The organism is Tolypothrix sp. PCC 7601 (genome assembly GCF_025677855.1).
In the GTDB taxonomy this organism is placed as follows: Bacteria; Cyanobacteriota; Cyanobacteriia; order Cyanobacteriales; family Nostocaceae; genus Aulosira; species Aulosira diplosiphon.
Window position 1 is genome coordinate 2,118,078 of sequence record NZ_CP064879.1, and the last position, 21,359, is coordinate 2,139,436.

The 21,359-nt window shown below is 41.6% G+C and carries 20 protein-coding genes; 12 read left to right on the forward strand and 8 right to left on the reverse strand.

From position 1 onward, the window contains the following. The first annotated feature begins 152 nt into the window (after positions 1-152). Genes HG267_RS08855 through rpmA form a run of 3 tightly spaced genes read left to right on the forward strand, consistent with a single transcriptional unit; the run spans position 153 to position 984 of the window. Positions 153-305, forward strand: coding sequence for a hypothetical protein (locus tag HG267_RS08855; RefSeq protein WP_155539512.1), 153 nt, complete (start codon positions 153-155; stop codon positions 303-305). Further along, positions 286-672, forward strand: a complete 387-nt coding sequence (gene rplU, locus HG267_RS08860; protein WP_045872970.1) for a 50S ribosomal protein L21 — start codon at positions 286-288, stop codon at positions 670-672. The genes HG267_RS08855 and rplU overlap by 20 nt, the downstream gene beginning before the upstream one ends. Before the next feature lie 30 nt (positions 673-702). Beyond that, positions 703-984, forward strand: coding sequence for a 50S ribosomal protein L27 (gene rpmA / locus HG267_RS08865; protein ID WP_045872971.1), 282 nt, complete (start codon positions 703-705; stop codon positions 982-984). 73 nt (positions 985-1,057) lie between these two features. Here rpmA and HG267_RS08870 read toward each other — a convergent pair whose 3' ends face one another. After that, positions 1,058-1,504 carry a hypothetical protein gene (locus HG267_RS08870; RefSeq protein ID WP_045872972.1) on the reverse strand — a complete coding sequence of 149 codons (447 nt, stop codon included), beginning with the start codon at positions 1,502-1,504 and terminating at the stop codon, positions 1,058-1,060. Between the two features lie 540 nt (positions 1,505-2,044). On the opposite strand from HG267_RS08870, the gene cruF reads away from it, so the two are divergent. Both cruF and cruG read left to right on the forward strand, forming a co-directional pair. Further along, on the forward strand, positions 2,045-2,950 hold the full coding sequence (cruF, locus tag HG267_RS08875) for a gamma-carotene 1'-hydroxylase CruF (protein ID WP_045872973.1): 906 nt from the start codon (positions 2,045-2,047) through the stop codon (positions 2,948-2,950). A 138-nt stretch (positions 2,951-3,088) separates the two neighbouring features. Next, positions 3,089-4,270 (forward strand): 2'-O-glycosyltransferase CruG, encoded by a 1,182-nt coding sequence (gene cruG / locus HG267_RS08880; protein WP_194007724.1) that lies wholly within the window; start codon positions 3,089-3,091, stop codon positions 4,268-4,270. Positions 4,271-4,363: 93 nt separating this feature from the next. Here cruG and rnhA read toward each other — a convergent pair whose 3' ends face one another. The 3 genes from rnhA to HG267_RS08895 all read right to left on the reverse strand — a co-directional run bounded on the left by rnhA (position 4,364) and on the right by HG267_RS08895 (position 7,292). Beyond that, on the reverse strand, positions 4,364-5,269 hold the full coding sequence (gene rnhA, locus HG267_RS08885; RefSeq protein ID WP_045872975.1) for a ribonuclease HI: 906 nt from the start codon (positions 5,267-5,269) through the stop codon (positions 4,364-4,366). A gap of 136 nt (positions 5,270-5,405) precedes the next feature. Further along, complete coding sequence (locus tag HG267_RS08890; protein WP_045872976.1) at positions 5,406-6,758, reverse strand: hypothetical protein; 1,353 nt, start codon at positions 6,756-6,758, stop codon at positions 5,406-5,408. A gap of 111 nt (positions 6,759-6,869) precedes the next feature. Beyond that, a complete protein-coding gene (locus HG267_RS08895; RefSeq protein WP_045872977.1) occupies positions 6,870-7,292 on the reverse strand; it encodes a hypothetical protein in 423 nt (140 codons plus the stop codon). Positions 7,293-7,877: 585 nt separating this feature from the next. On the opposite strand from HG267_RS08895, the gene HG267_RS08900 reads away from it, so the two are divergent. After that, positions 7,878-8,273, forward strand: a complete 396-nt coding sequence (locus HG267_RS08900) for a hypothetical protein (protein ID WP_045872978.1) — start codon at positions 7,878-7,880, stop codon at positions 8,271-8,273. Beyond that, complete coding sequence (locus tag HG267_RS08905; RefSeq protein WP_045872979.1) at positions 8,266-10,179, forward strand: caspase, EACC1-associated type; 1,914 nt, start codon at positions 8,266-8,268, stop codon at positions 10,177-10,179. The genes HG267_RS08900 and HG267_RS08905 overlap by 8 nt, the downstream gene beginning before the upstream one ends. A gap of 163 nt (positions 10,180-10,342) precedes the next feature. Here the strand turns inward: HG267_RS08905 and HG267_RS08910 are convergent, their stop codons facing one another. The 4 genes from HG267_RS08910 to HG267_RS08925 all read right to left on the reverse strand — a co-directional run bounded on the left by HG267_RS08910 (position 10,343) and on the right by HG267_RS08925 (position 15,845). Beyond that, entirely contained in the window at positions 10,343-11,167 is an 825-nt protein-coding gene (locus HG267_RS08910; RefSeq protein WP_045872980.1) for a DUF4351 domain-containing protein, read from the reverse strand. A 213-nt stretch (positions 11,168-11,380) separates the two neighbouring features. Next, positions 11,381-14,668, reverse strand: a complete 3,288-nt coding sequence (locus tag HG267_RS08915) for a CHAT domain-containing protein (protein WP_045872981.1) — start codon at positions 14,666-14,668, stop codon at positions 11,381-11,383. Between the two features lie 649 nt (positions 14,669-15,317). Beyond that, positions 15,318-15,623, reverse strand: a complete 306-nt coding sequence (locus tag HG267_RS08920; protein ID WP_045872982.1) for a hypothetical protein — start codon at positions 15,621-15,623, stop codon at positions 15,318-15,320. A gap of 90 nt (positions 15,624-15,713) precedes the next feature. Continuing rightward, complete coding sequence (locus HG267_RS08925; RefSeq protein ID WP_263420039.1) at positions 15,714-15,845, reverse strand: hypothetical protein; 132 nt, start codon at positions 15,843-15,845, stop codon at positions 15,714-15,716. Between the two features lie 69 nt (positions 15,846-15,914). On the opposite strand from HG267_RS08925, the gene HG267_RS08930 reads away from it, so the two are divergent. The 5 genes from HG267_RS08930 (at position 15,915) to purU (ending at position 21,345) form a co-directional block, all read left to right on the forward strand. Continuing rightward, a complete protein-coding gene (locus tag HG267_RS08930) occupies positions 15,915-16,919 on the forward strand; it encodes an ABC transporter ATP-binding protein (protein WP_045872983.1) in 1,005 nt (334 codons plus the stop codon). Next, on the forward strand, positions 16,920-17,732 hold the full coding sequence (locus HG267_RS08935; protein WP_045872984.1) for an ABC transporter permease: 813 nt from the start codon (positions 16,920-16,922) through the stop codon (positions 17,730-17,732). A gap of 112 nt (positions 17,733-17,844) precedes the next feature. Then, positions 17,845-19,569: a GldG family protein gene (locus tag HG267_RS08940; RefSeq protein WP_045872985.1), complete on the forward strand. Its 1,725-nt coding sequence runs from the start codon at positions 17,845-17,847 to the stop codon at positions 19,567-19,569. A gap of 169 nt (positions 19,570-19,738) precedes the next feature. Continuing rightward, a complete protein-coding gene (locus tag HG267_RS08945) occupies positions 19,739-20,344 on the forward strand; it encodes a DUF4340 domain-containing protein (RefSeq protein ID WP_045872986.1) in 606 nt (201 codons plus the stop codon). A 146-nt stretch (positions 20,345-20,490) separates the two neighbouring features. Continuing rightward, positions 20,491-21,345, forward strand: coding sequence for a formyltetrahydrofolate deformylase (gene purU, locus HG267_RS08950; RefSeq protein ID WP_045873032.1), 855 nt, complete (start codon positions 20,491-20,493; stop codon positions 21,343-21,345). Positions 21,346-21,359: the final 14 nt, after the last annotated feature.

Consider the following 21,359-nt stretch of genomic DNA (forward strand, 5'->3'; position numbering starts at 1 on the left):
ATCTAAAATCCGTCTTGAAAAGTTTGCTCAACGGGGGGAACCCCCGCACGCAACTTTTGTCTTCTCTACGAGAGGCTGCGCCAACGACACGCTACGCGAACGCAAAATCTAAAATCCGTTGTGGGTGTTGACTCTATAGCAGTTCATCAAATATGATTTTAGATTGTCTGTCTAATTCCTGCTCGGATCAGGTAGACATCCTACAAAAGCTGGCGAAAGCGCTAAATCGCATCTCCACAACAGAGATTAGCCAGATACCTGTACGGCAACCTCAAGGACAATTTCATGACTTACGCAATTATTGAAACTGGCGGCAAACAACTTAAAGTTGAGGCTGGTCGCTTTTACGATATCGAGTTACTGACTGCCCAACCTGATGAGAAAGTTACAATAGATAAGGTTTTACTCATACAGCACGATGGCGAAGTCAACATTGGACAGCCATTAGTGTCAGGGGCGACTGTAGAAGGGACAGTACTACGACACCTCAGAGGTCGTAAAGTCCTGGTATACAAAATGAAGCCGAAAAAGAAAACCCGCAAAAAACGCGGACATCGCCAGGAAATCACTAGACTGTTGATTAATTCTATTAACCTCAATGGTACAGTCCTAGCAGCGGAAGAAGCAAAAGCTGCTGAAGAGACTTCTGCTGAAGAAACCGCTGCTGAATAATCAATAACAGTTAGGTCAAAAAAGGAAATTATGGCTCATAAGAAAGGAACAGGTAGTACACGCAACGGTCGTGACTCTAATGCTCAACGTCTAGGTGTAAAACGCTACGGTGGTCAAGTTGTTCGTGCAGGCAACATTCTCGTGCGCCAGCGCGGTACCAAATTCCACCCTGGTAACAATGTTGGCATTGGTAGTGATGACACTTTGTTTGCTTTAATTGATGGCGTTGTTACCTTTGAAAGAAAAGGTAAAACTCGTAAAAAAGTTAGTGTTTATGCACCTGCTGCGGCTGCTGAAGCAACCGCTAGCTAGCAAGAAGGGTGGGCATTGCCCACCCTTAAAAATTTATACTGAATGAACTGTGAAGTTGTTTAACTGAGCCAACTTAACGAATTAACACGTGGCGCACAAATAGCATTTGCGTTGTTGCACCTAAAGCGACACCCGCCAATGAAAGTAGAGATGTTAGCCAGAAAGCTTGTCCTTCCTTCACACCTGCTGCTTGAAAGTCTATCCTTGCTAAGATAGCGGCAGCAATAATTAGTAAAGTGTCAAGGAACATCCGAAACCAAGCAAGCATGACAAAAAACAAGAATGCTGCGAAAACTGAGAATACAAAAGTCCTGGTACTAGATTTAAATACAGTACTAGAAAATCGTGCCAAATTTGTCCAGGGAACGGTTAAGCTTCCCACAAACAGTAAGATAGCAAGCACAGTTATTGCCCAGACAAATAAAGGGGCTTTTGTCTCGGATATGACCCAGCCTAGGGTGCTGTAGCTCAGTAATAATAGTGTTAGGGAAACCCAAGGGATGCGTTGCAAAATCGACATGGGTTAGGTTTTTGGTAGCAAGTTAAACCATTATTACTCAACTCAATGAAATAACAAAAGACTTGATGGGATGAGGTTTTGGGAGTTTTTTATCGATATATCTCCCGAATTTGTTCTTTGATGATAGGACTATATGGGTTTATGGTTGGGAGCGATCGCACAGCACAATCGAGAAACATTTGAGTCAAACGTATAGATTGTTAATCTCATGCCGTAGACTATAACTCTATCATCTGATGTTTTCTAGCTGTTAACAATCGTTGATGATGCTCTGGCTGACATCTTGTAACATTACCATAACTTGAGGTTGGGTAGTGTCCACAATATAATCATCAGGATTTGAATAAAAGGTTAGCAGGTACCAAACCTGCAAAATTGCTTGTATGTTCTGGCTTTCAGCCATTGTTGATGATGTTGTTGCCACAACATCACAGCAAGTTCACAGAGAATTTGCAGACAAACTAGTTAAATTTTTTCTTAAACATTTGTAAACTGTTAGCAGCCGAGTAGCCGCGTGTCACATCTTGTTAAGGAATTATCATGAGACAACTTGTTATTGTTGAGCGCGTATGCCTGATTGGTCATATCGTGTCGATGGTGTTTGGACTTGTAGGCATACTACTAGTTGTGCCGAATGCGGAAATTATTATGAACCTAACTGAGGTTGGGCAAACCGCCATGCAGTGGAGTATGGCTGGAGGCGGTGTTGTTTATATGATTTTGGGCGCAGCGGCTGTCTTTTTGTATGCCTACCGGACGTTGGGATTGGGTCGCGCTTTGGCATTTTTGCTGCCATCAGTGTTTATTTCCTTAGGAAGCGAACTGTCGGGAACCAGCACTGGCTTTCCTTTTGGGCACTATAGTTACCTCAGTGGACTGGGCTATAAAATTGCTGGTTTAGTTCCCTTCACAATTCCCTTATCGTGGTTTTATGTGGGATGTGTTTCTTACCTGTTAGCACGTGCTGGCTTAGAAGTAGACAAAAAGCCCAGCTTGTTGCGTCATATAGGTGCGATCGCATTAGGTGCTTTATTATTGACCTCTTGGGATTTTGTCTTAGATCCAGCAATGAGCCAAACCTCTCTCCCCTTCTGGTATTGGCAACAACCAGGCCCATTCTTTGGTATGCCTTACCAAAACTTTGCTGGCTGGATGGGAACAGGGGCGCTATTTATGACTGTGGCAGCATTCCTCTGGAGAAACAACCCCATTAAATTAGAGCGATCGCAACTCAATTTGCCTTTGATAGTTTATTTAGGCAATTTCACCTTTGCTACGGTGATGAGTTTGGCTGCTGGCTTCTCTATCCCTGTATTGCTTGGCTTTTTAACAGGTGTTGCTCCAGCTGTAGCACTTTGGTGGCAAGGTTCAAATGGACAATCTGTGGCGATCGAACCTGCAACTCAGGAAATTTCAGTGGCAAATGTCAAAGTTGCTTTGAAGTAGTTTTGGGGGACTGGGGACTGGGGAATTTTAGATTTTAGATTTTAGATTTTGGATTCAAACTTAATCCAAAATCGCAAATCCAAAATCCAAAATTGAATTGCCCCATACCCAATACCCCATGCCCTAGGAGATGATGCTTTGATTTTAGTTAGTAACCTATCGCTGTTATTACTATTACTGCAAATACCAGCAACAGCGATTCTACTTTCAAGATTATTTAAAGGGCCGACACGCCATCCGCCGATTCAACCACAACAGCCGACACCGGATATTTTGGGTAATGTCAGCGTTGTGGTGCCAACACTGAATGAGGCTGCGCGTATTAGCCCGTTGTTAACTGGGTTAAGTAAACAAAGTTATGAAGTTAGGGAAGCGATCGTTGTAGATAGCAGGTCGCAAGATGGTACGCCAGAATTAGTCAAAGCCGCGCAACAGCAAGACCCCCGTTTTCGTGTATTTACAGACGATCCTCTACCCCCTGGTTGGGTTGGTCGTCCTTGGGCGTTACATAATGGCTTTTTGCAGAGTTCCTCAGAGAGTGAATGGTTTTTAGGGATGGATGCTGATACTGTACCCCATCCTGGTTTAGTTGCTGGTTTAGTGCAGACAGCCAAAGCCCAAGGTTATGACTTGGTATCGCTTTCACCTCAGTTTATTCTTAAATATCCAGGGGAATGTTTGTTACAGCCTGCTTTGTTAATGACTCTGCTGTATCGATTCGATCCGGCTGGTGTGAATACAGAACAGCCAGAAAGGGTAATGGCTAATGGTCAATGCTTTTTATGTCGGCGTTCGGTTTTAGCTGCTGTAGATGGTTATACCAGCGCTAGTGGTTCATTTTGTGATGATGTTACCTTAGCTCGATATATTGCTGCTCAAGGTTTTAAAGTAGGCTTTTTAGATGGCGCGAAGGTGCTAAAGGTGCGGATGTATGAGGGTGCAATCGAGACATGGAAAGAATGGGGACGCAGCCTCGACTTAAAAGACGCATCACCCCGCGCTCAGATTTGGGGAGATTTATGGCTACTTTCAGCAGTGCAAGGTTTACCCCTACTAATTTTACTTAGTTACGGTTTGCTGGCTCTCCTATTTCCCCAGCCTTCCCTGCTTCCTTTGAATTTGTTATTAGGACTAAATATATTTCTGTTAGTAATTCGCTTTGCAATGTTACTGGCGATCGCACCTTCCTATGATCGCACAACTGCTAAAGGCGGCTGGTTATTCTGGCTTTCACCCCTAGCCGATCCTCTAGCTGTGCTGCGAATCTTTCTATCTGCATTCCGCACTCCTAAAGAGTGGCGGGGAAGGAAGTATAGTTAAGGGTCAAGGGTTAAGGGTCAAGGATCACAATTATTTCTTCCCAGTCCCCAATCCCCAATCCCTAGTCCCCTAATCCCCAATCCCCAATCCCCGCTACTCCTCCTCACCTCCTACCTGATCACCACGTTCCAATTCCCAAAGAATTTGATTACCTTCGCGTCTTACCCGTGAAACTATCCAGTTGCGCCAGCGCCATTGGTCGCCGCGACTGGTGACAGCGCTAGCGTGAACATCCATGAGGTCTGCAAGTTCGGAACTGGTGATTAAATAACCTTTGGTGGCGATTTCATCAGCAATCCGTAGGGTTTCAACTAAGTCACGCAGTTGTTCTACCCTCAGGGCTGGTGGCTTATCTTCAATTGGATTAGTAGAGTTTGTGATAGTTGGCTCCATAATTGTTATATTTGATGCAAGAGTACTGCTTTCTGGTGTCCTTGTGTCAATTATTGTAGAGGTTGCTGAAGATTCAGTTACTTTTGCTACATTTATTTGATTAGTTTGTGGTAAAGATTGATCGGCATCTGTGGTAAAAGATTGTTTAAGATCTGGAACTCTACCACTAGCAAAAGTACGAGCAATGACATCGCAGCGCTCGTTACCTACATTACCAGAATGACCCCTGACATATTCCCACTTTACTATATAACTATTAAGTTCGTCCAAAGTTTCTAACAGGTCTTGGTTTTGCACAGGTTTACCATCGGCTTTTTTCCAACCTCTTTGTTTCCAGCCTTTGATCCACTTGGTAACGGAATTAATTAAATATTCGCTATCGGTATAAAGGGTTATAGGTTGAGTTTGTCCAGATGTTTGCAAAAATTGCAGACCTGCGATCGCAGCTTGCATTTCCATTTTATTGTTGGTGGTGTGGGATGATGCGCCGCCGATTTCGTGAATTGAGCCATCATTGAAATAAACGACTACACCCCAACCCCCAGGGCCAGGATTTCCTGTACAAGCGCCATCGGTGTAGATACTTTGGATTCTGCGTTGGGACATAAGCAATACTACTCAGTTAAGTATTTTGGACTCCTAATTTAGTTTAGGGACAAGCGTTAAAGGTATCTTCTTTCCCTTTCCCCCTTAACCGAAAAGTATTAGAAGATGAAATAACCGCATTGGTACATTCGGTAATTTAGCGGCGAAAGATGCGAAGCACTATATAGGTTAGAGCAGCAAAAATCAAGCCTATACCTAAACTGAGGCTAAAAGCTGTGGTTTGGTAGGAAGTAGGGTTTTGGTCTTTGGGGATTTCTGCCAAGATGACAGCAGAAGCGATTTGGCTGGTTGCTAACCCGATACCTGCGATCGCAATGGTAGTGTTGAGAGTGCGATCGCTTTTGGTTTGTTCTAGGTCAATTATTCCTTGGATGGTCTTGATATAATTCTCGACTAAATTTAAGCCAGGGCTGTAGTAAGCTTGGTCTGTTTCGATTTGGACTAAAAATTTCTCTTGAGCAAATTCACTAAATGCTTGCAAAAATTGCCAATCACTATTAGCTTCTAATATTAGCAGCTTTTGCCAGCGTTTTTGATAATTACTGATGTTAATCTCAACAGTTCTATATTGGTCATTTAGATAACTTAAGTTATTAGTATATGTATATCTTAACAATATTTCTGGCGTTTGTTTAAGGATATTTTGTAAATTACTAATATCAATTTTGGGTTTTTGAGATTCTTGATTTAAATTATTAATTATACCTTGAGAGACTTGAGATACTGTTTTTAAATTACTTTTAATAGCGCGACTTTGATGATAAGCCCAAATAACTTTATTTCTATATCTAAATAATTGCATCAATTCTGGATATAGCTTTTGATTGGCTTCTCTAATAGCATCGGTTTTTAGTTGATAGGGAAATAAACAGATTAACAGGTGATAACCTTCACTTTGCTGCACTTCAGAAGGAAGCCGCCAAAGTTCAAATATAGTTCCGCCAAAAAATTCTCCTCTTCCTCGTAAATCAGCTTGCCAATTCTGCTCTGAGTCTAAGATTAATTGTTCGTAGCAAGCTTGAGCAGTAGCTGCTGCATCTTGGTTATCTATCGCTAGTTGACCCCAAACGAACCAAGTTTGACCAAGTTTACCTTCTTGGGTATTAATTTTAGAGAATATTTCTGTTTGTACTTTTTGCAAACAGCTAACAGGTTGAGGTGAGTATTTATAATCTTTGATGTAATTAGCTGTGCAGTCTATTTGGAGTCCGTAAGTATCGCCTAATTGTACGGGGTAATAATAACCATCTAGCGGTGATTTAAAAGGAATAATCTTGGGATTACTCAGTAACTCATGATAATCAGAACCATCAATTTCAGCTTGTTGGAGTTGTTCTAGTTGCCGATTGTCTAACTGGCTCCCATAAATTTTTTGCCAAAATAGTCGACGATTTTCTGAAATTTTGGCTTCATCTTGTCCTAAACCTTCTTTCAGGTTATACAGAAATAAATCAATAGTTGGGTAAATTAACTCATATTGTGGACTCATATAAAAGATTTTCGCTCCGTGAAGTAGAGATGATTATAAGGGCACAACATTGTTGTGCCCTTATCTGTGAATTTTATTAACCTGCAACAGGTTGTAGTTCAAAATGCTTAACTATTGAGAAAGAATAGTTGAGATGACATCTTTTGCTGTTTTAACAGAATTTAACGCCTGAAATATTTGGTTAGATAAGATTGCCAATTTATTACGATCTACTTTTTTGTCTAACTGCACTAACGCCGCAGCAACTTCTATAGAAGAATTGTCAATTTCCGTATTGAGTGATTCAGGAACATACTCAGGTATGCTATCAATACCTTTACTGCGGACTTTGGCGATCGCATCTAAATTATCCCAGACTTGATTGTATGCTGTGGCTAGGGGTGGATAACTAGTGGCGATCGCATACAGTTTACTAATATCCCCAGGAATCTTAATTGTATTTACCTTGGCTTGGATATCATCTGGTAATGGGGTATCAAGTTGGGATAGTGCCAAAATAAAGGCTTTTAGTTCAGATACTTCTATTGGTTGCATGATGGAAGGATACCAGTAATTCAGTCAATAAAAAAATTCGATACTTATCACAAAATATAAATTTGACGTAGGGTGTGTTATGCCTTAGGCTAACGCACCTAGAATGGTTGACAGTAAAGCAGTGCTGCGTGTGGGTTTTCCTCCGCAGGCGAATACTGAACCCAAAGGGTGCGTTGCACTACACGACAACACACCTCATTTACTAACCGCGTTGGTACTTTAAGTAATTTAGCAGCGAAATATGAGAAAAGAACTATATAGGTTAGCGCATCAAAAATCAAGCCTATAAGTAACCACGCAAAATTAATTACAGTCATTGCGAGCGCAGCGTAAAGCCTTCGGCATAGCTTCGCTTAACGCGCAGCGTCTCGAAGAGAAGCAATCTCAACCCTTGCGATTGCTTCATTCCGCTCCGCTCCATTCGCAATGACATTTTGTAATTAATTTTGTTTAACTACTTACCCAAACTGACAGTAACGCGAGCACGGTAATTTGTTAATTTTAATTAGATTATTCTGATACGAAATCTTAAAATTTGAAGGTGTAGTTTATCACCACGTAGATAAGGGAACCTTGGAGTTGACGATGACAGGTAAACCAACTATTAAATTTACTTTTGCTGTTGATGACCCAGAGTTAGATGATGAGAGAAGGCAAAAAATAGCTAGCAAGCTGCTACGGGAAATTCGGGAACTGGATGAGGTGGAGAAAGCTGATCGCGCGGAAGATGTGAACCCAGAAGCAGGAAGCAAGCCAGGATTTGCTACTTTGATCGGTGTGTTGACGGCTGAGGTGAGTCTCAAGAATGTCAAAGGGTTTTTAAGCTTTCTGAGCGATCGCCTGGGTGACAAACCAATGAAAATTACTGTCAAAGCTGGAGATAAAGAAGTCAACATAGAAGCTAAAAGCCGAAAAGAGCTACTAGAAGGTGAAAGAATAGCAAAAGACCTGTTAGCCGCAATGGGTGGTGGAAATGGCTAAGATAGCACTACTGATTGGAGTCAGTGAGTACAGTCAAGGTATTCCTCCCCTGTCATCTGCGCTCAATGATGTCGAAGCTATGCAGCGAGTTTTACAAGATCCAAACCTGGGAGGTTTTGAACAGGTAGAACGGCTGCTGAATCCCGATGCGATCGCCATGCGAAAGGCAATTCAAAAGCTGTTTAGAGAAGCTTCTAAAGAAGATTTAGTATTATTCTTTTTCTCTGGTCATGGTATTACTAATGATGAAGATCATCTCTATTTAGCGACTCGAAATACAGCAAAAGACGATTTTGAAGCTACTGCTGTAGACGCAAGTTTTATCCGAGGGCAATCAAACAATTGCTATGCTAAACGGCAAGTTTTGATTTTAGATGCTTGCTACAGTGGTGCGATCGCTCAAGGTTGGAAGACAAAAAGTATCGGTGTAGATATCAAAAAGCAGCTAGGCGCGGAGGGGCGAGTTGTTCTCACATCTTCCAGTGCAACTCAAACTTCATTTGAACAAGAAGGTTCAACACTTTCGCTCTACACTCAATATTTAGTTGAGGGAATTGAGACGGGCGCAGCAGACACAGATAACGATGGCAATATTCATGTGCAGGAACTGCACGCTTACGCTAAGGCAAAAGTCCAAGCGGTAAAACCGAAGATGACACCAGACATCATTCTGGATAAGGAAGGATTCAATATATTATTGGCTTATGCCCCTAAAAATCCAGAATCAGAGTATCGCAAACTGGTTGAACAATATGCCCAAAATGGTGAACTTAGTAAACTTTCCTACTTAATATTAAAGCCGAAACGGAAAACATCTGGAATTACAGATGAAAAAGCCGAGCAAATAGAAAACGAAGTATTAGAGCCTTTACGCAGACGCTTTGCCAACTTGGAAAGTTACAAACAAGCTTTTGTTGAGGTAGTTGAGCAAAAATATCCCTTGGATGAACATACTCGTAAGATATTGAAGGATTATCAGCAGGATATTTTAGGTCTTAGAGATGAGGATGTTGCACCAATTGAGTTAGAGATTACATCTGCTAAAAAAGCGGAATATCGAAAACAGGTTCAGATACAGAAACAACAAGAAAAAGAAGAGTATGAAAATAGCCTGCAGTATTATGAGCAGGAATTTATAAAAGCAATTAAAGCGCAATACCCGCTAGATGAATATGTCCGCAATGGATTAAAACAGTTTCAAGAGTCTTTAGGACTCAACGATGAAGATGTAGAGCGAATTGAAGCACCACTTTTAACCATAAAACGAGCAGAGTACCAGAAACAACAACAAGCCAAGAAGCAGCAACAAGAACAACAATCTATTCAAACAACCACAAAAAAACCAACGCAGCAGAATAATGATCTCAGTTCTGAGAAGGGTATAGACTATACGCGGTTGCGCGATTTACTCAAAGCTAGAAAGTGGGAAGAAGCAGATCAAGAAACTCTGGAAGTGATGCTAAAAGTTGTTGACAGAGAACAAAAACTCTGGCTTGATCCCGAATCGATAAAAAACTTTCCTTCCACTGACTTACGCACCATTGACCAACTGTGGGTTAAATACAGTGATGGACGCTTTGGCTTTAGTGTGCAGAAGCTCATTTGGGAAAGTGTGGCAAAAGACTACACAAAGTTAGGCGATCGCATCGGCTGGCGGACGTATGAGACAGTTATACACAAGAAAATCGTAGAACATTTAGAGGAGATTAATCAAAAGCTGGGATTCCAAGAAAAAGCCGTAACGACGATGGGTGGGAAATGGCTTTACTACACAGACCTCACTTTTGATATTCATGCTCCCGAAGGACACCTTCCTGCAACAGTAGCTAGAGGGGAGGGAGAACATCATGACTTTGGTGGGGGCTGGGTGTGTGTGCCATCTCTTCTCTCGCGCCGAGACTTGTAAACTTTAACAATGTTGAATGCTATTAACAACATTGCTGCGACCAGTCCCCATTAAACCATAGGGTGGGCACTATTATTATCAGGCTTGGAACGAAAGATCTAATTGTGCCTACCCTACAAACATCTAACATTTATGCGGAAACCAAAATTTTACCTACGATTACTTAACTGCTTGTATTTTGCTCAAGCCAAGCAACTAAATCAGATAAAGCTGAAAAATCTAGTAATGCTTCAGCCAAAGTATCTAGTTTTTCAATAGGTAACAGTTTAATCTGATCAATCAATGACAAATCTATTTCACCAAAACGTCGATTAAGCTGGCGTATGATTGTACGTTCCTCACCTATTTTATCTCCCTTCTGAAAAATATCCTGATAAATAACCGATTCCTGCATAATATCCTCACTTAATAACTGACGAATCAAACCCTTATCAAATCGCAAACCTGCTAAAATCTCGGTGTAGGCTGCTGTATTTTGCCTTGTCTCTCTATCTGAAATTTTAGCGACTTCCTGAGCAATCTGCGATAATAAATCTCGTGGTGAATCAGTTCGACACAAAGGTGCTAAAGGTAACAATGCCTTATTACCCAAAAATAAGCTGGAATCTTGCTCCCACATTCTTACTGCACGATAGCGATGTATAGTTGTATCATCCACATACTCTTCAGTAAAAGCAATTTCATCATCCGTCTCCTGCAAAAATATTACTACCTGTACAACTTGAAACTTATACTGACGTTTTAACCTCACAGAATAATCCAACATTCGGAAAGGAATTGCAGGATTAGACTGTGTTAAAGTCTGAAATTCAATATGCAAAATCTGATTGCCAGTTTGGAGAAAAGTCACAGAATCTGCACGAATTGGTTCTAAACTTAACTCAGTTTTTAATACCTTAATATTGGTAGATTCTTCAGCAATTAACCACCGGACAAAATCTTCTGGATATTTTTCTGCAAGCAATTTACAGACATTATCAAAACTCACGATATCAACCTAATTCATGCCATGAATATATTATTCTAAAAGCAGCTTAATTCAATCTCATTGGACAAGTTTTGGTAGGGTGCGTTAGCTGAAAGCGTAACGCACCAATGAATGGTCTTAACTTCTAGCAGGGGAATGGGAAAAGGGAAAGAAAAAACATTTAACCCTTAACCTTTAACCTTTTCTCCAAAACCAATTTTGAAATCAAAACGCTTAACTGAGTAGTATTGGAAAGATACCAGTAATTGTAAAAGCTGCCCAGAAGTACGGGTGATTATAGGGTTGATTACTAGGTTCTAGTTGATTCTGAAGATTATTTAAATGACGTAATAAAAAACGGCGCAAAATACCTTCTTCTTCTGGGAGTTTAGCAATTTCCTCTGCATACCATGCAGCTAGTTCATCGTGAGTGACATTCCGCAGCCATTGGGTAGCTTCCGCTAAAGCCACTACCTTTGATTTACCTTGTTGTAAGCGTTGGTAAAACTGAATCATCACTAAAGCACTAGCAGCTGATTCTACTGTCCACAGGGTACTGACAACAGAAGCCACGCCGCAACTCATAAAACCACTGACAAGCCCAACATATTCTGTGGTGATGGTGTGATTACCTGTAATCGCCGTTTCGCAAGCAGCTAGGCTGACGAGTTGATAGCTGCGTAAATCAAAATCGCGGATATCTGTGAGAGTCAGTTTATCTTTATCTGCTAAGGCTAAGTGAGATAAGGCTGGATTGTGGAAATTGTATTCGCCATGTCCGCTAAAGTGTAGAATACCGTAGCCTTGGGGCAAAGCATTAATGACTGCATCTTTTGTCGCTTCCTCAGAACGCTTACGGGTGTTGTGGGGAAAGAGGCGACAAATCGCTTGTGATTCAACTTGAGCAAATTCTAGTTCGGGATAACCTGCGCTGTTGGGATGTTCGATACTGAGTAGCTGATTACTTAGCTGATTTTCATTGCTTTGGGAGATTAAGCCTAATTGAATGCTGGGTAAATAGCTGATAGTGAATTCTCTTGGAAATAGCGTATGCAGCGGAAAGCGGTGTAAGTCGCGGTGAGGAATGAGAATTAACTGGGTAATATCTGGGATTTGGGAAACAATAGTATTGATATCGAGAATTTCACTCAGTTTATTTAGCATTGCGGGTAAATTGTCGCGCCAAGTTTTGGCATCTTGGCTATGCTTGTCTTTACCTTGGCGATAATTAGCGTATTGTTCATTCCAAGTTTTCAGCCAGCTTTCAAAATCACGCAGACGTTGCACTGGTGTTAGAGACTTTGCTCCTAAAACAATGAGTGATGGGGTATTGTGCTGGAAGATGAAAGTATGTAAGGCGGCTGGGCTGAGATGCCAATAAACTATGGCAGTATGGGGATTGAGTAATTTTTTCATCTCCACCCATTTAGGGGAATCATCACTCCACCCATCTAGCAGCCAAGACATACAAGCATTTTTTCCCTGTTCTGCTAATTCCAAGGCTGTACTCAAGTTTCTTGACTGCACGGCTAAATCTACAGTTAACTGTTGAAAGCCTGCAAACTTCAACGCTAACTGCTTTTTCTTTTCAGGACTTTTACACTCATCCAATAAACGCCGTAAAATATCCGTTCCTCGTCGCTTGAGTTCTTCGGCTTTAGCCTTTTCCCCCAAATTCAACTGCACGCGAATTAAATTCTGTAATACTTCTAGATGCAAATGGGGAAAATCTGCGGCTGTGAGAGTTTTCAGTGCTTCGTTATAGTTGGTAACAGCTTTGTACCAATAGCTGTGGGGACGAGAATCGGCTCTCCCACGAAAGTAGAGAGCATTACCCATTGCCTGATATAATTTTCCCCAACCTTTGGGGTGGGTGTCTTGATCGCAGTACTTTAACCCTTCCTCATAACTTGCCAATTCTCCCTCATAGCCTCGCTGGTTAAGCTGAGGATTTTGGATTGCTACTGTACTCAACAAAGCCAGCAAGCGATCGCAATTCACAGAATTTCCGGCTGTCATCCCCCGGTTTAGCCAAGCTTCGTAGAAGTCAAAGGAGATTTCTATGGCTTTGTCAAATGAAGCGATCGCTTCTTCCAATAGTTTGAGATCGGATAAGGCTGTACCTCGGTTGTTCCAAGCAAATTTATTGTTAGGGTTGATTTTGATAGCTTTGTCATAAGAGGCGATCGCTGCTTGATATTCTCCCATTTCACTCAGCGTTAAACCCCGGTTATTCCAGACTAAGCAATTTTGAGGATTTATGGCTATAGCGCGATCGTAAGCAGCAATTGATCCTTGAAATAGCCGCAATTTTCTTAATACCAAACCCTTATTATTCCAAGCTTGATAATAATTTGGTTCAATTTTTAAGGCTTGATTATAGGCATTCAGCGCTGCTGCAAACTGTTCTAATTCAGTTAAAATGTTACCTTGATTGTGCCAAGCTAGATAAGCTTGAGGTTGAATTTCTATAGCTCTATCATAAGAGCTAAGTGCAGCTGATAATTTCTTTAATGCGTGCATTGCTGCACCGCGATTTACCCAAGCTTGATAGTAGTCTGGTTTGATGGCTATAGCTGTGTCATAATAAATAATTGCTTGTTCAAATTGCCTTTGTTGAGCTAACATATAGCCCCAATGGAACCAAGCTTGATAATAATCAGGTTTGATTTTTACGGCTTGATCGCAGCAGGCGATCGCTTCCGGAAATCGTTTTAACTGACTCAAAATTTCAGCTTGCTTGTACCAAGCTTGGTAGAAGTCAGGTTTTACTTTTATAGCTGTTTCTAATGAACTAATCGCTTCATCGAATCTTCCTAACTGTTCTAGTGCTGTAGCTTGATTAAACCAAGCTTGGTAAAAATCTGGTTTGATGTCTATGGCTTTGTCACAAGCACTAATTACTTGCTCAAATTGCTGTAATTGATAAAATGCTGCTCCCTGGTTAAACCAAGCTATATGTAAGTTATGGTTGATTTTGGTAGCTTTTTTCAATGAGGCGATCGCACCTGCAAAATCTCCATGCATTAATTGTTGATTCCCTTGGTTAAACCAAGCTGCTGCGTCCCCTTGTTCCTTTGCTTCCTCTGCATTTGCTGGGCGAGATTCTCCAAAAACCTGGTTTGTTGCTTTCCCCCGCCCTAATAAGCGCACACCAATATCATAAGCAACATCACTAACTTCCCCAGCGCCCAACTCCCCTAACCGCACTATCCGACTCGCTAAAGCATCATTCTCTCTGGGTGAAGCTAACAAGGTTTCACCATAGCCACGCAACCATTTGGCTAAATTTCTCTGATTGATGCGATTTGCATCCAAAAAATCTGTTACTTGTCCTCGATTCCAGCCTTCATCATTGACTCTTACCAATAATTGAATAAATAACGATTCATACTCCGTATCTTCTAACTCTCTGCGTATTTCTGCTAGTTTTTCTTCTGTTAAATAATTATAAATAGACTGTTCATTGCCGGATAATTGCTGAATATAATCCTTAATTAATAGCCAAAGCCGCTTGAGCATCTGCTGCAACCTTGTATCAGTTTTATCAAATATTTTACTGGAGAGAGTTACCCAAGAGAATGTCTATCAAGTCTAATTTAATACTTATTGTAAATGCCTAAAAATTACAGCCTTCTCAATTTTGGTGTTTTCCTCAAGCAAAATGCCTTAACGCCTTCTCATTCAATCACTAGCAAATTCTAAAGTTAACTATGATACAGTTCAGATAAAATCCTTGGTGATTGATTTGTCAGTTGGGTAAAAAGCTAGCTCAATTGGGGGATTCTCCCCCAAACCCCCGATTGGGTGAAGTTTGTGGGGAAGGTTTCCTTCCACAAAACTTCGGACGGTTGCGTCCCCCAAACCCCCTCCAAAAGGATTGATCTGTTTTTTGTTGAGTAAATAGTTTTTTGGTTTTTTTGCCGATTAATTTTCTTGGCTTGAATGTATTGAAATATACTATTTTTACTGCTGGCGATCGCTATAACTCATAACTTCACCAAAAAAATACACGTTTAATGTGAATTAAGCCTTGAAACCCTTGAAATTTCGTAGGTAGTTCCAAAACAATGATTTTGAATGAATCTTGAAACCCTTATAGAATAAGAGGCGTTTCTAATTCACATCAGGCGTAATACATAAAGTCGAATTTAGTAAGTCAAAACAGCTTTTACTTTCTCCATTTAGTATATTTAGTCAGCCAAAGCAGATATTGCTTTCTCACCAGCAGCTTTTGCTTTCTCCGTTTAGTATATTTAGTCAGCCAAAGCAGATATTGCTTTCTCACCAGCAGCTTTTGCTTTCTCCATTCAGTATATTCAGCAAGCCAAAATAGATATTGCTTTCTCACCAGCAGCTTTTGTTTTCTCCATTCAGTATATTCAGCAAGCCAAAATAGATATTGCTTTCTCACCAGCAGCTTTTGCTTTCTCCATTCAGTATATTTAGCAAGCCACAGTAGATATTGCTTTCTCAAACTGGGGTTTGGTTTACTGGTAATGGGTAATTGGTAATTGGTGTTCGTTCCCCCTCATCTCCCTCATCTCCCTCATCTCCCTCATCCCCCTCATCCCCCCTCATCCCCCTCATCCCCCTCATCTCCCTCATCTCCCTCATCCCCCTCATCTCCCTCATCCCCCTCATCCCCCTCATCCCCCTCATCCCCCTCATCCCCCTCATCCCCAATCCCCCGAATCAATCCCTCTTTTCCCAACGTCGTGATCTAATATTGTTGGGTATTCTATAAAATCGCGATCGCCTGAGACTGATGATTGAAGTTGAGCATCTAAGTAAAATATACGGTTCGACTCCAGCGATTACTGATGTGACTTTTAATGTCGAACCTGGGGAAATTCTAGGGTTTTTAGGCCCAAATGGTGCTGGTAAAACTACTACCATGCGGATTTTAGCTGGTTATTTACCTGCAACGAAGGGGACGGCGAAGATTGCTGGTTTTGATGTCCATGAGAATTCTCTGGCTGTGCGTCAGCGGATTGGCTATTTACCGGAAACGCCGCCGTTATATCCAGATATGACAGTGGAGGGGTTTTTGCATTTTGTTGCCAGAATTAAAGGAGTATCCGCAGGCGATCGCAATCATAAAGTAACAGCTGCGATCGCGCGGTGTAATTTAGAAGATAAGCGCAAGGTACTGATCCGCAAGCTGTCTAAAGGATACCGTCAAAGAGTGGGGATTGCTCAGGCGATCGTCCACGATCCACCAGCCATTATTTTAGATGAACCAACGGTAGGACTCGACCCCCGGCAAATCATCGATGTGCGGAATTTAATTAAAAGTCTCGCCGGCACTCATACTATTATTCTTTCTACCCACATTCTGCCAGAAGTGAGCATGACTTGTAGCCGTGTTGCCATTATCAATCGCGGTAAAGTCGTCGCCACCAATACACCAGAAAATCTCATGACACAGTTGACAGGTGGCTCTGGGTATGAATTAGAAATTGAAGGTGAAGCTAGCTTGGCAAAACAAGTATTGCAAAACATATCAGGTGTGAGTCTGGTAGAATCAATTCCTACATCTGGAAGTCATCACCCAGTGTCAGCAAACCGCGCCTATTTACGAGTAATATCGCAACCAGGAACCGAACCCGGAAAAGATATTGCCGCCACAATAATCCGTGCGGGATTTGCTTTATATGAAATGCGCCGTGTCAGCGCTACCCTAGAAGATGTGTTTTTGCAGTTAACAACAGAAGAAAAGAATTTAGAATCTATCCAAGACTCAGCCCCCAAAGAAGGAGAAGCAGCGTAGATGGGTATAGTACTGAGTAATATTATTGCCATTTATCGCCGAGAATTGCAGAGTTATTTTGTATCACCTTTGGCTTATGTGATTGCTGGCATATTTTGGTTTATTTCTGGCTTATTCTTAGTCATGATTTTGCTAGGGCCAGGCGGTATTTTGCCGACAATCACCGCCTTAGATTTACAAGGACAACAACTAGGAGTACCAGTACCGCCAATTGATGTTCCCTATGAATTTGTACGGGCATTTCTAGACCGGATGGGATGGCTATTATTATTTGTACTGCCCATTCTTTCTATGGGACTTTATGCCGAAGAACGTAAACGCGGCACTTTAGAACTATTAGCCACGTCACCAGTGACAAACTGGGCAGTAGCTGTGGGTAAGTTATTAGGCGTGCTAACTTTTTTCATCACAATGGTTTTACCTTTGCTAGCACTAGAAGCGTTTGTGATTCAACAATCAAATCCACCTATGGCACCAACCGTGCTGTTATTTGGTCATTTGGGATTAATCTTGCTAGCAGCCGCAATTTTGTCTTTGGGAATGTTTATTTCATCGTTAACAGATAGTACAATTCTCTCTGCTGTGTTCACTTTTGCAGTGATTTTATTACTGTTATTCGTTGATTTAATTGCTAAAACTGTTCCCGGCCCCATTGGCGAAGCCTTGAGTTATATCTCCTTACTCAAACATTTTAATACTTTTATCGAAGGCATTTTTGATACTAGCGCCCTACTATTATTTCTCAGTTACATCTTTCTGGGTATCTTCCTCACATCTCAATCAATTGATGCCCTGCGCTTTCAGCGTCAATAAATAAGAGTCCAAAGTCCAAAGTCAAGAGTCTAAAGTCAAAATTCTCCACTCTTGACCCTTGACCCTTGACCCTTAACTCTTGACCCTTGACCTTTGACTTTTGACAAATCCCATGAAAATCGTTGCTAAAAAGAAACTTTGGAAATATCTGTTTTGGCTAGGCCCATTCTTCTTAGTGGCGGGCTTAACTTCTAGCTTAATTTCCTCATATTGGAGTCCAATTTCCTTAGCATTTCTCATTACCGGAATTGCAGTTATTGGTATATGGATTATCTTACAAAGCCAAAACAATCAATGGTTAGGAAGTCGTTCTACCCAAGCCGGGACTAATGCTTTAGTTGCCACCTTAGCAGTATTAGCAATTTTAGGGCTAATTAACTTTTTGGGTGTTCGCTACCATTACCGCGCCGATTTAACAGAAACGCAATTATTTACCCTTGCACCCCAATCCCAGGAATTATTACATAATCTAAATCAGCCAGTTAAAGTCTGGATTTTTGATGTGAATCAAAATCCCCAAGACCGAGATTTACTGGAAAATTATCGTCGGCAAAGCTCTAAGTTTCAATTTGAGTATGTCGATCCAGATGCTAGACCAGGACTCGCCACAAAGTTTGGTTATAAAGACTATGGAGAAGTTTATTTAGAATATCAAGATAAAAGGCAGTTAGTACAAGTAGTTAATCCAGAAAATGAACGACTTTCAGAAGTGCGGTTAACTAATCGCCTGCAACAAATTACTACTGCTAACGCCGCCAAAGTTTACTTCCTTCAAGGTCATGGCGAACATCCACTGACAGCATCTGAAAGTGGAATGTCCCAAGCTATTCAGGGATTAACTGATAAAAATTTCACCACCTCGCCCTTAAATTTAGCAGAAGCCGCAAAAGTCCCTGATGATGCGGCGGCGGTCGTAGTAGCAGGGCCAAAAGAAGCCCTATTTGAGGGTGAAGTTCAAGCTTTAGAAAAATACCTCAATCGTGGCGGTAACTTACTGCTAATGATTGACCCTGGTACCGACCCCAAACTCGAGAACTTGTTGAAACAGTGGGGTGTTACCCTAGATAGTCGTTTAGCTGTTGATGTTTCTGGAAAAGGTGCAAAACAAGGGCCAGCAGTGCCCATCATTACAGACTACGGTCAACATCCAATTACTAAAGAATTTGGTAACAACATTTCTTTTTATCGGTTAGCAAGACCGTTGCAAATTAATCCCGTAGCTGGTGTTCAGTCTACACCCTTGCTGCGAACCAAACCTTATCCTAACAGCTGGGCAGAAAGCGACCTGCAAAGCGAGAAATTAGAGTTTAATGCCGACAAAGACCTAAAAGGGCCTTTAACTTTGGGCGTAGCTTTAGAGAAAAAACTACCAGCCTCATCCACAACTCAACCTAACCCCACACCTTCACCATTACCATCACCCACAACCCAAGGACAGGCGACACCAAAAGCTACTACTTCACCTACACCCAGCGCTAGCCCTTCGCCAACTCCCACAGCTACATCTTCGCCAACTCCTACAACTGCTGCACCTTTAAACAATCAGCAAGGTGAAAAACCTGCTACTGAATCCCGGTTAGTAGTCATCGGAAATTCCGACTTTGCTACCGATGGCTTATTTCAACAGCAATTAAACGGTGATGTCTTCCTCAACTCAGTCACCTGGCTAAGTAAACAAGAGGATCGACAACCTTTATCCATTCGCCCCAAAGAAGCCAAAAACCGCCGCCTCAACATCACAGCCGCCCAAGCAAATCTTTTAACATTGTCATCTTTATTGCTTCTACCCTTAATTGGGTTAGTATCTGCCTTTCTAATTTGGTGGCGGAGGAGGTGAGGGATTGGGGACTGGGGAACTCGGGGCCCCCTCTGGGGATAAGGGGTAATGGGGATTGGGGGATGAGGAAGATGAGGAGGCAAGGGGCAAAATTCCCATTACCAATTACCAATTACCAATTACCCATTACCAAATGACAAATGACAAATGACAAATGACAAATTAAAACATGAAATTTTCGCGCACAACTTTAATTTTGATATTGCTAGCCCTGGGTTTGGGTAGCTTTGTTTATTTCTATGAAATTCGGGGGGCGACTCAGCGTGAGGAAGTAAAGGAGAAAAAGCAGCAAATTTTCACTTTTACTGCTGATGATGTGCAGTCTTTGAAAATCGCAACGGCAAAACTCTCTTTAGCCTTGGAACGAAACCCGCAGGATAATCCGCCTAAGTGGTTGTTAAAATCACCTGTGTCAGAGCCAGCGAATGATGCTATCGTTTCTTATTTAATGGATTTGTTGGTAAAAGGAAAGAGCGATCGCTCTTTATCTATCCCAGCTAATCAAAAAGGCGATTTTGGCTTAGATAACCCCCAGGCGACAATTAATATCACCCTAAAAAATCAGCAAAGCCATCAATTGCTTTTAGGTACGACTAACTTTAACCGTCGTCTCTTATATGTTCAGGCTGACCCATCTGTAAAACCCGATGGTAATATAGATATCTTGTTGGTTTCCACAGATTTTGAAAACGCAGTCAATCGCGACCTATCTGAGTGGAAACAAACAGTAGTTAATAACGATCAAACACCCATACCAACTCCCAGCAGTAAATAGGGAGAGAAGGGGACAAGGGGAAAGGGGAAAGGGGAAGGGGGAAGGGGGAAGGGGAAAAGGGAGAAATGCCCATTACCAATTACCCATCACCAATTACCAATTACCCAATGCCCCATGCCCCATGCCCCATGCCCATTACAAATGACATGACCAAACCCACAGCAACCTTGCTTATTTCCTGCCCCGATCAGCGGGGATTAGTGGCGAAAATTGCGAATTTTATCTACTCTAATGGCGGCAATATTATCCATGCCGATCAGCATACAGACTTTGGTGCTGAGTTATTTCTCAGCCGCATCGAATGGCAACTAGAGGGATTTAACCTGCCACGAGATTTAATTGGCCCAGCATTTAATGCCATTGCCCAACCTTTAGGTGCTAAATGGGAACTAAATTTTTCGGATACTGTGCCCCGCATTGCTATCTGGGTCAGTAAACAAGACCATTGTCTGTTTGATTTAATTTGGCGACATCGTGCTCAAGAATTTGCAGCTGAGATTCCGCTAATTATTAGTAATCATCCTCATCTGCAGAAAGTAGCCGAGCAATTCGGCATTGATTATCACCACATTCCCATCAGTAAAGACAACAAAGCAGAGCAGGAAATTAAACAACTAGAATTATTGCAGCAATACAAAATTGATTTAGTTGTATTGGCAAAATATATGCAGATTGTCAGTGCTGATTTTATTACTAAATTTCCGCAAATTATTAATATTCATCACTCATTTTTACCTGCTTTTGTGGGTGCAAACCCTTACCACCGCGCTTTTGAAAGAGGAGTTAAAATTATTGGAGCTACGGCGCATTATGCTACTCCTGAGTTAGATGCTGGCCCAATTATTGAACAGGATGTAGTCAGAGTTAGCCACCGCGATGACGTTGAAGACTTAATTAGAAAAGGTAAGGATTTAGAGCGAGTTGTTTTAGCTAGAGCCGTACGCTTACACTTACAAAATCGGGTCTTAGTCTATGCCAATAGAACTGTAGTCTTTGAATAATTTTTCTACTCTGC